The organism is Aurantimonas sp. C2-5-R2, assembly GCF_036549495.1.
In the GTDB taxonomy this organism is placed as follows: Bacteria; Pseudomonadota; Alphaproteobacteria; order Rhizobiales; family Rhizobiaceae; genus Aurantimonas; species Aurantimonas coralicida_A.
Genome location: NZ_JAZHLJ010000007.1, coordinates 55,686 through 68,136, shown reverse-complemented (window position 1 = coordinate 68,136; position 12,451 = coordinate 55,686). Strand labels below are relative to the sequence as shown.

Here is a 12,451-nt window from a genome sequence, read left to right as displayed (position 1 = left end):
ATCTTCGGCCTCAGCTCGGTTTAGCCTTCTCGTCGCCCGGCAAGACGTATTCCGTTCCCTCCCACGGAGAGAGGAAGTCGAAATTGCGAAACTCCTGCCTGAGCTCGACCGGCTCGTAGACTACCTGCTTCTTCTCCTCGTCGTAACGCACCTCGACGAAGCCGGTCAGCGGGAAGTCCTTGCGCAGCGGATGCCCCTCGAAGCCGTAATCGGTGAGGATGCGGCGAAGGTCGGGATGACCGGTGAACAGGATGCCGTAGAAATCATAGGCCTCGCGCTCGAACCAGTCGGACCCGGCGAAAACGTCGCAGATAGACGGGACGGGATCGTCCTCCCCGACCCGCACCTTTACCCGGATGCGCTGATTCTGCCGCGGCGACAGCAGATGGTAGACGACATCGAAACGCTTTTCCCGCTCCGGATAATCCACCCCGCAAATGTCCGTCAGATTGACGAACTGGGTCTGCGGATCGTCGCGCAGGAATGTCAGCACGCTCAAGATATCCCCGGGCGCGACGACCAGCGTCAGTTCGCCATACGCCATCTGGTGCTCCACGAGGCTTTCGCCCAGCGTTTCGGCCACGTAGTCGGCCAAATCCTCGGTCGCGAATTCGCGCATCACAATCGTCAACCTCAGCGCTCGATGGTGCCGGTGCGGCGGATTTTCTTTTGCAGCAGAAGCACGCCGTAAAGCAGCGCCTCGGCGGTCGGCGGACAACCGGGAACGTAAATGTCGACCGGCACGATCCGGTCGCAGCCGCGGACCACGGAATAGGAATAGTGGTAGTAGCCCCCGCCATTGGCGCAGGAGCCCATCGAGATGACATAACGCGGCTCCGGCATCTGGTCGTAGACCTTGCGCAGCGCGGGCGCCATCTTGTTGGTCAACGTGCCGGCGACGATCATCACATCGGACTGACGCGGCGAGGCGCGCGGCGCGAAGCCGAATCGTTCGGCGTCGTAACGCGGCATCGACATCTGCATCATCTCGACGGCGCAGCAGGCGAGCCCGAAGGTCATCCACATCAGCGAGCCGGTCCGGGCCCACTGGATGAGATCGTCGGTCGAGGTGACCAGAAAGCCCTTGTCGGCCAACTCATTGTTGATGTCGGTGACGAACGGGTCATGCGTGGGGGCGACGGCGCCCGCGCTCGCAACCCCGGTCGACGGCGCGTGCGCCACGAGCGGCCGGAAACCGTCACTCAATCCCATTCCAGGGCCCCCTTCTTCCACTCGTAAATGAAGCCAACCGTCAGCACCCCGAGGAAGACCATCATCGACCAGAAGCCGAACCAGCCGAGGGTTCCGAAGCTCGCGGCCCAGGGAAACAGGAACGCCACTTCCAGGTCGAAGATGATGAAAAGGATCGACACGAGGTAGAATCGCACGTCGAATTTCATTCGCGAATCATCGAAAGCGTCGAAGCCGCACTCGTAGGCGGAGAGCTTTTCGTCGTCAGGCGCCTTGAAGGCGAGCAAAAACGGCGACACCAGAAGCGCCAGACCGATGACGAGGGCGACACCGACGAAGATGACGATCGGCAGATAGGATGCAAGCAACTCCGGCATCTCGATATTCCAATCCCTGACGGACAGCTTGAAAATCGCGACGGTCCTGACGACGACCGCCACCGCATGATGCCACCGCGGCACACGGCATCATGCCTCCCGATCGCTGTTCAATGCGGCGAAGAGACCGGGCGCTTCTTCGCATTGCGGCGAGGATTATCGCCTTCCTTCTGTCGAGGCAAGGCTTCTGGACCCGATGGTCGAGGACCGATCGCGATGCAACCGGCGATCAACGCTTGAGGCGTGGAAAGCGCGGGCGTGTGGCCTCTGGTGTTCACGCCCAGGCAGAAGCTAGATTGGCGATCGGGCCGGCGGTCGCGGTGCGCGGCTGGCCGAATGCGAGGTGCGTCGGCAAACTTCTGGCGCAGCAACGACGGAGAGAGCGATGACCCCCGGTGAGACGCCGCAATGGCAGTCGATGCGAAGCGCGCAACGCGATGGCAACCGCATTCTCGTGACGCTTCGGGCGAGCGAACAAGGCCCGGCGGAAGTCGACACGGTGCGCTGGACGACGCCCCGCAACGCCTCGGAAAAATGCTGGATCGCTACGGATTGCGATCCCCAGTTCCCGGTCACCTATCAGGACGACGAACTCTTGGCCTGGATGCCGATGCCGGCGCCGCCGTCTGGAAAAACCGCAAGCGATCCCGCTGTCGACTGGCCGGAGCCGGCCCTCGAAAGCGATTTTCAGGAGGAGGCCGGATCGGGGATTTGAGCGCCGAGGCGGCGCGAACCGCTGCGGCGAGCATAATGCCGATTTCCCATCAGGGGATTCGGCATCGATCTCGATTGTTCTGAATAAAAATGGCGCGAGTGACGGGACTCGAACCCGCGACCTCCGGCGTGACAGGCCGGCACTCTAACCGACTGAGCTACACCCGCGCTCGGCCGCTCGATGCGGCTTGTGAGGCGGTCGTTTACGGGCATCCCCCTATGCTGTCAAGCAGAACCGGGCAAAGTTTCTCGGGCAGTTCGCAGGAAGTTCGGGACGCTCGCAATACTGGTCATTCCCGCTGTTGCGGCCTCAGGCCACGAACAGGTCAAATCACCCCTTTTATCGGGCTCGTTTGCCTGTTCGCGCACACCGACCTGCTTGCCAGCGAGACCTCGAACGCTTAGACGAAGCGTCGGCGGGCGATTAGCTCAGTTGGTAGAGCGCCTCGTTTACACCGAGGATGTCGGGAGTTCGAGTCTCTCATCGCCCACCATGGTTCCCGACGCGTCAAGACGCAGCCGTCCGATTCGGGCATGGCCCCCACCGCTTCGCCGTCGCGAGCCCCCTGCCCTGCTCCGCCGAGAGATCGAGGATTGAGGCGAAGCCCGATCGTCACGCGATGACGGACTCGCCGCATGACCGGCAGCGCTTTAGTCACATCCCGCGATTCCTGAATATCGGACTGGTCCGTCAACCGCACACGACGGCCCGAACGCATTTCGGCCGGGCGCTGACGCCCGGCCGACATTTGAGACATCTCGAGATGTAATTGTTAGCGGTTGTTGACGGCGTCCTTGAGACCCTTGCCGGCCGCGAATTTCGGCACGTTGCGCGCCGGGATGTCGACCTCGGCGCCAGTCGACGGGTTGCGCCCCTTCGATGCGGCGCGGTGGGACACGGAAAACGTCCCGAAGCCGACCAGACGAATATCATCGCCTTTGGCCATCGTCCCCTGAATAGCTTCGAAGACAGCGTCCACTGCGGAGCTAGCCTGCTGTTTAGACAGTTCAGACTTTTCCGCGACAGCAGAAACGAGTTCATTTTTGTTCATTAGGATACCCTCCTGATTCTTTGGCAATAACGACTCCGTGAGCACGGTGCGCGACCTTCGCGGATCGAAACGCCTTCGGCAACGGCAAGATGCCCGATTTCGCGGGCTTTGCAAAAAAAATGCCGCCAAAATTGGCGGCATTTTCAACAAATCTTAACGGTGCGCCTAGTGGGCAACAGCCGTGGCGCCGTCCTCGACGTCGGCGCGGCCCGTCATGGGCTCGTCGACCTCCGACCATTCGACCGGCGTCAACTCCCTGACGAGCGCGTGCTTCAGCACCTCGCCCATCCGCGCAACCGGCACGATCTCGAGCTGATTCTTGACGTTGTCCGGGATCTCCGCGAGGTCTTTGGCGTTCTCCTCCGGTATCAAGACCTTCTTGATGCCGCCGCGCAGCGCCGCCAACAGCTTCTCCTTCAGGCCGCCGATCGGCAACACCCTGCCGCGCAGGGTGATTTCGCCGGTCATGGCGATATCCCTGCGAACCGGTATGCCGGTCATCACTGAGACGATCGCGGTCGCCATCGCCGTGCCAGCCGACGGGCCATCCTTCGGCGTAGCGCCTTCCGGCACGTGGACGTGGATGTCGCGCTTTTCGAACAAGGGCGGCTTGATGCCGTAATCCAGCGCCCGCGAGCGGACATAGGAGGCGGCTGCGGAGATCGATTCCTTCATCACCTCCTTGAGGTTGCCGGTCACGGTCATCTTGCCCTTGCCGGGCATCATCACGCCCTCAATCGTCAGCAATTCGCCACCGACCTCCGTCCAGGCAAGCCCCGTGACCACACCGACCTGATCCTCGAGCTCGGCTTCGCCGTAACGATACCGCGGCACGCCGAGGAAGTCGCCGATGTTGGCCGCGGTGACCTCCACCTTGGTGGCTTCGCCCTTGAGAATCTGCGTCACGGCCTTGCGGGCAAGCGTCATCAGCTCGCGCTCGAAATTACGAACGCCGGCCTCACGGGTGTAGCGCCTGGCGATCTCGTGCAGGGCGTCCGCGCTGACGGAGAATTCCTCCTCCTTCAACGCGTGATCGCGAATCGCCTTCGGCAACAGGTGCCGCCGGGCGATCTCGACCTTCTCGTCCTCGGTATAACCGGCGATCCGGATGACCTCCATGCGATCCAGCAGGGGACCGGGAATATTCATCGTGTTCGCCGTGGTCACGAACATCGTCGAGGACAGGTCATATTCCACCTCGAGATAGTGATCCATGAAGGTCGAGTTCTGCTCCGGATCGAGCACCTCCAGAAGCGCCGACGACGGATCGCCGCGGAAATCGGTGCCCATCTTGTCGATTTCGTCGAAGAGGAACAGCGGATTGGTCTTCTTGGCCTTCTTCATCGACTGGATAACCTTGCCGGGCATCGAGCCGATGTAGGTGCGCCGATGACCGCGAATCTCGGCCTCGTCGCGCACGCCGCCGAGCGCCATGCGCACATATTCGCGCCCAGTCGCCTTGGCGATAGACTTGGCGAGCGAGGTCTTGCCGACGCCCGGAGGGCCGACGAGACAAAGGATCGGTCCCTTCAGCTTCGACTGCCGGCTTTGCACAGCGAGATACTCGACGATCCGCTCCTTGACCTTTTCGAGCCCGTAATGATCGCCGTCGAGGATTTCCTCGGCCTTCTTCAGGTCGATCTTGGCCCGCGACTTGATGCCCCACGGAAGACCGAGCAGCCAGTCGAGATAATTGCGCACGACGGTCGACTCGGCAGACATCGGCGACATCTGCTTGAGCTTCTTCATCTCGGCGTTGGCTTTTTCGCGCGCCTCCTTGGAGAGCTTGGTCTTCTTGATCCGCTCCTCCAGTTCGGCCATCTCGTCGCGGCCTTCCTCGCCGTCGCCGAGCTCCTTCTGGATCGCCTTCATCTGCTCGTTAAGGTAATATTCGCGCTGGGTCTTCTCCATCTGGCGCTTGACGCGCGAGCGGATGCGTTTTTCGACCTGCAGCACCGAAATTTCCGATTCCATGAAACCGAGCGCTTTTTCCAGCCGCTCGCGCACGCTGACCAGGGTCAGCATGTCCTGCTTTTCGGAAATCTTGATCGCCAGATGCGACGCCACCGTATCGGCGAGCTTCGAGTAGTCCTCGATCTGGCCGGCCGCTCCGACGACCTCGGGCGAGATTTTCTTGTTCAGTTTGACGTAGTTCTCGAACTCCGACACGACCGAACGCGCCAGCGCCTCGATCTCGACGGGGTCCTCCTCGGCCTCCTCAATGATGCGCGCGGAGGCCTCGTGCCACTCGGTGCGGGGAGTGAAGGTGTCGATGTGCGCGCGGCCGATGCCCTCGACGAGAACCTTGACCGTCCCGTCCGGCAGCTTCAGCAGCTGCAGGACGTTGGCGACGGTGCCGACGTCATAGATTGCGTCGGGCGCCGGATCTTCGTCGCTGGCATTCTTCTGCGTCGCAAGCAGGATCTGCTTGTCGGCGCCCATCACCTCTTCAAGCGCCTTGATCGATTTTTCCCGACCGACGAACAGCGGAACGATCATGTGCGGGAACACGACGATATCGCGCAACGGCAGGACCGGATACAGCAAAGCCTCTCCGGCTCCTTGGCGTTCTGGCGTCTGGGTCATGAGATTCCTTTCCACGGCATATGCCGTCTACGGCCGTCCGCTTCGAGCCTTGTTCAAGCACTCGGTGCCGACGCCTTCATCGATCGTCAATGTGGGCGTCAATGTCCGGCAATTCAAGCGATTCGGACTGCAACCGAGCCGCAATGCGGTTGCCCGACATTCCCGCCCGATAACAAAAAGCCCGCCCCGGCGGGAAGCCGGGACGGGCTCTGATGCCGTCCGTCAATTCCCCGAAAATCGAGACTGTTACGCGCTGACGTTTTCCTTCTCGCCGTTACGCTCGGCGTAGATATAGAGCGGACGCGCGTTGCCATCGATCACGTCCTCGGAGATCACGACCTCCTGCACGCCTTCCAGCGTCGGCAGATCGAACATCGTGTCGAGCAGCATTGCCTCCATGATCGAGCGCAGTCCGCGCGCGCCGGTCTTGCGCTCGATCGCCTTGCGGGCAATCGCCTTCAGCGCGTCCTCATGGAACGACAGCTCGACGTTCTCCATCTCGAACAAGCGTTGGTACTGCTTGACCAGAGCGTTCTTCGGCTGTTCCAGAATCTGGACGAGGGCAACCTCATCGAGGTCCTCCAGCGTGGCCAGAACCGGCAGACGGCCGACGAATTCCGGGATCAGACCGAATTTCAGCAGATCCTCGGGCTCCACCTGGCGGAACACGTCGCCGGTGCGCCGCTCGTCCGGCGCGGCGACATTCGCGGCAAAGCCGATGGAGGTCTTGCGGCCGCGATCGGAGATGATCTTGTCGAGGCCGGCAAAGGCGCCACCGCAGATGAACAGAATGTTCGCCGTATCGACCTGCAGGAATTCCTGCTGAGGATGCTTGCGTCCGCCCTGCGGCGGCACGGAAGCCACCGTGCCCTCCATGATCTTCAACAGCGCCTGCTGCACGCCCTCGCCCGACACATCGCGGGTGATCGAGGGGTTGTCGGACTTGCGGCTGATCTTGTCGATCTCGTCGATATAGACGATGCCGCGCTGCGCCCGCTCGACATTATAGTCGGCCGACTGCAGCAGCTTCAGGATGATGTTCTCGACATCCTCGCCGACATAACCGGCTTCGGTCAGCGTCGTTGCGTCCGCCATCGTGAACGGCACGTCGATGATGCGGGCCAGAGTCTGGGCCAGCAACGTCTTGCCGCAGCCGGTCGGACCGATCAGCAGGATGTTCGACTTGGCCAGCTCGACGTCGTTGTTCTTGGCCGCGTGGGCCAGGCGCTTGTAGTGGTTATGCACCGCGACCGACAGGACCTTCTTGGCGAAAGCCTGACCGATGACGTAGTCGTCCAGGACCGCAATGATCTCCTGAGGAGTCGGCACGCCCTCGCGGGACTTCACCATGGAGGATTTGTTTTCCTCCCGGATGATGTCCATGCACAATTCGACGCATTCGTCGCAAATGAATACCGTCGGCCCGGCGATCAGCTTACGGACTTCGTGCTGGCTCTTTCCGCAGAAAGAGCAATAGAGCGTGTTCTTGGAATCGCCGCCGCTCGTTTTGCTCATTCGTCTTTCCTTCCGATCCGGTCCCCTCCAGGGATCCGTTTCTTGATATCTCCGCCGAGCGTAAACCCAATAAGGCCTGTCGGCAAAGCGACTTCGGCCCTCACGGGTCGCGGAAGAGGCGTCCTACGCACCTATGCACATCATCCGACATAACGTCGATTGCTTGAGCAGCGCTTAACGCGGCGCCTCCCACTATCGACCGCCGACTGTGGCCGCGACGTGGCAAATGCTATGCGCTACTTAGTTACATCGGCTTCAAGCGAGGCCCGCGACGAATACACCGTGTCGATCAGGCCGAATTCCTTGGCTTCTTCTGCCGTCATGAAATGGTCACGGTCGAGGGTGCGGTCAATGGTCTCGTAATCCTGGCCGGTATGCTCGACGTAGACCTCGTTGAGACGGCGCTTCAGCTTGATGATGTCCTGCGCATGACGCTCGATGTCGGAGGCCTGCCCGGAGAAGCCGCCTGAGGGCTGATGCACCATGATGCGCGCGTTCGGCGTCGCGAACCGCATATCTTTCTGACCGGCGCAAAGCAGCAACGAGCCCATCGAGGCCGCCTGGCCGATGCACAGCGTCGAGACCGCCGGCCGGATGAACTGCATGGTGTCGTAGATCGCCATGCCGCTGGTGACGACGCCGCCCGGCGAGTTAATGTAGAGCGCGATCTCCTTTTTCGGGTTCTCGGCCTCGAGGAACAGCAGCTGGGCGCAAACCAGCGTCGCCATCGAATCCTCGATCGGACCGGTGATGAAGATCACCCGCTCCTTAAGGAGACGCGAGAAGATGTCATAGGCGCGCTCGCCGCGATTGGTCTGCTCGACGACCATCGGGACGAGATTCATCGCGGTTTCCAAGGGGTGCTTCATCAGTCGTCGTCTCGCTGCTTGCTCGGGTGGAGCGGTACCGGACGGCCCCGCCTGTGAGAATCGATGCTCGTTTCTGACGCCGTAGATAGGGCTTGGCAAAGGGCCTATGCAAGCCATCCGCCAACGGCATTATCGCAGTTCGGTCCGTCGATGCCGCGGATATGACCGAATTCCGCCTCGCCACCGCCCTTGCCGGCGTCAGCCGCGGTCTCCGCCGGCGCTATCAATGTCGCCGCCGCTGGGGGGAATTGGCCGCCCGGTCGCGTCGGTGGAGCCGTAGTCCGAGCCGCTTGTTTCGCGCGTCGCCCGCGTCGCCTCGCTCGGCGTGGCGGCCTCGTCGATCACGCGGCCCTGCGGCACCGTAGAATCCTCCTCCGCAATACGAACGGGCGGAGCCTTGCCACCCCGGTCCTCGCCGAACCAGACCGTCATGTGCGGGAACGGAATTTCAATGCCGCGTTCGTCGGCAAGGCGCTTCACGATCTCGCGATAGGCGCGGCCGACGCCCCATTGAGTGCTGGGCTTGGTCATGACACGGGCACGCACGACGACAGCTGAATCGCCCAATTCCTGCACGCCCCACATATCGAGATCACTGATCAGGTTGGGACCGACCGAACTTTGCTTCAGCTCCTCGAAGGCGTCGTGCATCATCTGTTTCACGTCCTCGACATTCTCTCGATAAGCCACCCCGATATCGGCAACGTAGTAAGCGAAATCCTTGGAAAAGTTGGCGACCTGATCGACCGAAGAGAACGGGATCAGATACCATGTTCCGTCGACCGAGCGCAGTCCGACGGACCGCACGGTGAGCTGTTCCACCACGCCGGAGACGCCGTTCAGTTCGACGATATCGCCCTCGTTCATGGCATTCTGGATCTGGATGAAGGCGCCGGTGATGATGTCCTGAACGAACTTCTGGGCACCGAAACCGATCGCCAAACCGACGACGCCGGCACCGGCGAGAAGCGGCGCGATATCGATGCCGACCTGCGACAGGACCAGCATCGACACGATCACCACCATGGTGATGGTGAAGGCGTTGCGAAACAGCGACAGGAGGGTGCGTTCGCGTGCCGTCGGAACGGTGCCGAAATTCGGGTTCATCCGATATTCGATCCAGGACGAGATGCCGATATAGATCGCCACGCCAACGGCAAGGATCACACCAGCGCCGATGAGGCTGCCGACGAAGCGTTGGCCTGCCAGTCGACCAAATTCATCGGAGAAGCTGAACAGATTCCACGCTTGCAGGATCGCGCCGAGCACGACGAGCATCACCAGGACTCGAAAGACGGTGAGCATTTTCGGAATGAATGAGTTCACCCGTCTTTCCAGAAGCGGAATCCGCTCTTTCCAGTCATCGGGGATCGGAACGCCTTTGGCGATCCACCGGGACAGAATCGAGACGACGAGACCACCCAAGGCCATCGCCGCGATTGACTCGAGTATCGAGACGGCGACGAAGGTCAAGCCGATCTCGGGACTCTGCAGCCACACCGCGAACAGCGTCAGCACGAACCCGATTGCGAGCGCCCACCAGATCTGGCCGACAAACGCATTGAAGCGGGCGCCAAGGCTCTTGTCGCCGTGTTGCCTGGCGCGCTTCAGACGCTCGCGTACGACGCCGCGGTTCTTCAGAATGAGCCAGACTGCCAGAATCAGCGACAGCACCACGCCGATAAGGCGCGTCGCGTCGGCCGCCGCAGCCCCGGAAGACCGCTGCATGATCGGGGCTACGAAGAGGAAGGTGTAGCCCAGGATCGAGATCAGCCGCGAAATCCAGAAATACCAATAACTTGCCTGACGGTCCGAGAACGGGGTCAGGCGAAGCCTGGGATAGGTCGGCGCGACGAAAGTCCCGAGGGTGACCTTGATCATCTCGATCAGCAAGAAGCCGTTGAGGAACAAAGCCTGATTGATGCCGGGCCGACCGCCGAAGAAAATCGTCGCGGCCACATAGCCGCCCGCCCAGCTGACAATGATCGACGCAGCGTCGACGAGGGCCGAAACGACCAGCAGCATCAGCTTGCGCAGCGGGCCTGAATGCTCGGCGCGCTCGGCCATTCGGCGGAAAATTGGTGCCTTTACAAGCCGACTTGCGGCCAGCACCAGGAACACCACGATGGCGACGAGCGCGACCGGCAGTATCGTCGCAAGGACGTTCGGCAGGTCGATGCTGCCGACGCCGGCCAGCATATCGAGCGCGGAGGCGGTATTCGTTCGCAGCGTTTCCCAAGTTTCCGACAGGCCGCCGATCAGTGCGCGCGTGGAGTCGGCGATCTCGCCGGGCAGCGTCCGCACAACCTCCGCGCCCGTTGGGACGATGGCGGCATCCCCACCGTCCTCGCCCTCGCCTCCCGGCGCCTTGTAGGCGGCGGCTTTCAGCGATTCGACGAGTTTGGCACGGGTCTCGTCATTCTCCAGGATCTTGATCAGATCATCGAGATTGGCGGTATCGCCGCCCTGCCCGCCAGTATCGTTGGCGGCTGACGAGGTGCTCGGAAGGCCGGGAATCTGGGCCGCGCTCGTTCCCGCCCAAACGAGAATGCCGATGAACAATGCGATGATGCCGGTCGTCGTAAATCGCTGCATGCCGGATATAGCCTAAGTCCTTTGGCGCGAGCCGCCGCCTTCCAATCTCGGCGCCGGTCTATCACCCGTGGCTTTGACGAGACTGAGGCCCGCAGCCGGCAGCGCGACGCAAAAAGGGGCCGACTTTCGCCGGCCCCCGTGACATTTCGCCTCACCACACGGGGCGCATCAGGAGGCGAGAGCCGCTTCCTTGTCGTCTTCGTCCTCGGCCATCAGCTCTTCCTTGCTGACCGTCTTGTCGGTGACGTCGACCTCGGAGAGGAGATGATCGACGACCTTCTCCTCATAGAGCGGCGCCCTGAGGCTCGCCACGGCGTCCGGAGTTTTCTGGAAGTACTCGTAGACCTCCTTCTCCTGCCCGGGATAGCGACGGACTTGCTCGAACATCGCGCGTTGCAGTTCCTCGTCGGTGATCTGCACGCCGGCCTTTTCGCCGATCTCCGAGAGAACCAGGCCAAGCCGGACGCGACGTTCGGCCAAGCGACGATACTCGGCCTTGGCGTCCTCCTCGGTCGTGTCCTCGTCCTCGAAGCTCTTGCCGTTCTGCTTCAGCTCGTTTTCGACCTGGGTCCAGATATTGGTGAACTCGGCTTCGACGAGCTTCTCCGGCAGGGCGAAATCATAGGTTTCGTCGAGAGCATCGAGCAGCTGGCGCTTGACCTTCTGGCGTGTGGCCAGGCCGTACTGGCTTTCGATCTGCTCGCGCACGACCGTCCGCAGGCGCTCGAGCGATTCGACCCCCAACTTCTTGGCCATATCGTCGTCGATCGCCGTCTCGACCGGCGCCGAGACTTCCTTGACGGTCACGTCGAAGGTGGCAGCCTTGCCCGCGAGATGAGCCGCGCCGTAATCCTCGGGGAAGGTCAGCTCGACGGTCTTCGCGTCGCCCGCCTTGAGGCCGACAAGCTGCTCCTCGAAACCGGGAATGAACTGGTTGGAGCCGAGCACCAGATTGAAATCGGTGGCCGCGCCGCCATCAAACGCTTCGCCGTCGATCTTGCCGACGAAGTCCATGGTGACGCGATCGCCGTCCTTGGCCTTGCCCTTTTTGGGCTCGTAGGTTCGGGCATTCTCCGCGATCCGCTTGACCTGCTCGTCGATCTCCTCGTCGGAAACCTCGACGATCGGTCGCTCGATCTTGATGCCCGTGGTCTCCTTGAGCTCGATTGCCGGGAGCGTCTCGTAGGCGAGCGTGAACTTGAAGTCCGACTCGCCGCGAAGAACCTTCTCAGCCTCGCCCTCGTCCTCGGTCATCCCGATCTCGGGCTGCATGGCGGAGCGCTCGTTACGCTCGGCAATGACCGTGCGAGGCGTGTCCGTGAGGATCTGGTTGACGATCTCGGCCATCATCGACTTGCCGTACATCTTGCGAAGATGTGCGACGGGAACCTTGCCCGGCCGGAAACCCTTCAGCCGCACCTGGTCCTTGGCCTCATAGAGCCGTGTCTGGAGGCGCGCTTCAAGATCCGAGGCGGGCACGACGATCTCGATCTCGCGCTTCAGTCCCTCGGCCTTGGTCTCCGTTACCTGCATTCTCGATACCTTCTTGATC

General features: G+C 61.7%; 10 protein-coding genes and 2 tRNA genes. 2 read left to right on the top strand and 10 right to left on the bottom strand.

The window, feature by feature from the left end; all coding sequences use genetic code 11:
• Positions 1 to 10: 10 nt before the first annotated feature.
• Genes VQ044_RS05430 through VQ044_RS05420 form a run of 3 tightly spaced genes read right to left on the bottom strand, consistent with a single transcriptional unit; the run spans position 11 to position 1,568 of the window.
• Positions 11 to 619: an NADH-quinone oxidoreductase subunit C gene (locus VQ044_RS05430; protein ID WP_327645779.1), complete on the bottom strand. Its 609-nt coding sequence runs from the start codon at positions 617 to 619 to the stop codon at positions 11 to 13.
• A 14-nt stretch (positions 620 to 633) separates the two neighbouring features.
• Complete coding sequence (locus VQ044_RS05425; protein ID WP_327622897.1) at positions 634 to 1,212, bottom strand: NuoB/complex I 20 kDa subunit family protein; 579 nt, start codon at positions 1,210 to 1,212, stop codon at positions 634 to 636.
• On the bottom strand, positions 1,203 to 1,568 hold the full coding sequence (locus VQ044_RS05420) for an NADH-quinone oxidoreductase subunit A (protein ID WP_206454294.1): 366 nt from the start codon (positions 1,566 to 1,568) through the stop codon (positions 1,203 to 1,205). The genes VQ044_RS05425 and VQ044_RS05420 overlap by 10 nt, the downstream gene beginning before the upstream one ends.
• A 385-nt stretch (positions 1,569 to 1,953) precedes the next feature.
• Here VQ044_RS05420 and VQ044_RS05415 point away from each other — a divergent pair, with 385 nt between their 5' ends.
• Entirely contained in the window at positions 1,954 to 2,283 is a 330-nt protein-coding gene (locus VQ044_RS05415; protein WP_327622898.1) for a hypothetical protein, read from the top strand.
• A gap of 90 nt (positions 2,284 to 2,373) precedes the next feature.
• On the opposite strand, the gene VQ044_RS05410 is transcribed toward VQ044_RS05415, so the two are convergent.
• Positions 2,374 to 2,450: transfer RNA gene (locus VQ044_RS05410), tRNA-Asp, on the bottom strand.
• A gap of 250 nt (positions 2,451 to 2,700) precedes the next feature.
• Between VQ044_RS05410 and VQ044_RS05405 the strand changes: the two genes are divergently transcribed.
• A tRNA-Val gene (locus VQ044_RS05405) sits at positions 2,701 to 2,776 on the top strand.
• Positions 2,777 to 3,055: 279 nt separating this feature from the next.
• Here the strand turns inward: VQ044_RS05405 and hupB are convergent.
• The 6 genes from hupB to tig form a co-directional block, all read right to left on the bottom strand.
• Positions 3,056 to 3,361: a DNA-binding protein HupB gene (gene hupB / locus VQ044_RS05400; RefSeq protein WP_327645780.1), complete on the bottom strand. Its 306-nt coding sequence runs from the start codon at positions 3,359 to 3,361 to the stop codon at positions 3,056 to 3,058.
• Between the two features lie 138 nt (positions 3,362 to 3,499).
• Positions 3,500 to 5,920: an endopeptidase La gene (gene lon, locus VQ044_RS05395; protein WP_327622900.1), complete on the bottom strand. Its 2,421-nt coding sequence runs from the start codon at positions 5,918 to 5,920 to the stop codon at positions 3,500 to 3,502.
• Between the two features lie 246 nt (positions 5,921 to 6,166).
• The gene (gene clpX / locus VQ044_RS05390; protein WP_327645782.1) at positions 6,167 to 7,435 is read right to left on the bottom strand and encodes an ATP-dependent Clp protease ATP-binding subunit ClpX; all 1,269 of its coding nucleotides are present in this window, start codon (positions 7,433 to 7,435) and stop codon (positions 6,167 to 6,169) included.
• Positions 7,436 to 7,671: 236 nt separating this feature from the next.
• On the bottom strand, positions 7,672 to 8,304 hold the full coding sequence (locus VQ044_RS05385; RefSeq protein ID WP_327622902.1) for an ATP-dependent Clp protease proteolytic subunit: 633 nt from the start codon (positions 8,302 to 8,304) through the stop codon (positions 7,672 to 7,674).
• 198 nt (positions 8,305 to 8,502) lie between these two features.
• Positions 8,503 to 10,899, bottom strand: a complete 2,397-nt coding sequence (locus VQ044_RS05380; protein ID WP_327645784.1) for a mechanosensitive ion channel domain-containing protein — start codon at positions 10,897 to 10,899, stop codon at positions 8,503 to 8,505.
• A gap of 168 nt (positions 10,900 to 11,067) precedes the next feature.
• Positions 11,068 to 12,432, bottom strand: a complete 1,365-nt coding sequence (tig, locus tag VQ044_RS05375; protein WP_327645785.1) for a trigger factor — start codon at positions 12,430 to 12,432, stop codon at positions 11,068 to 11,070.
• Positions 12,433 to 12,451 lie beyond the last annotated feature (19 nt).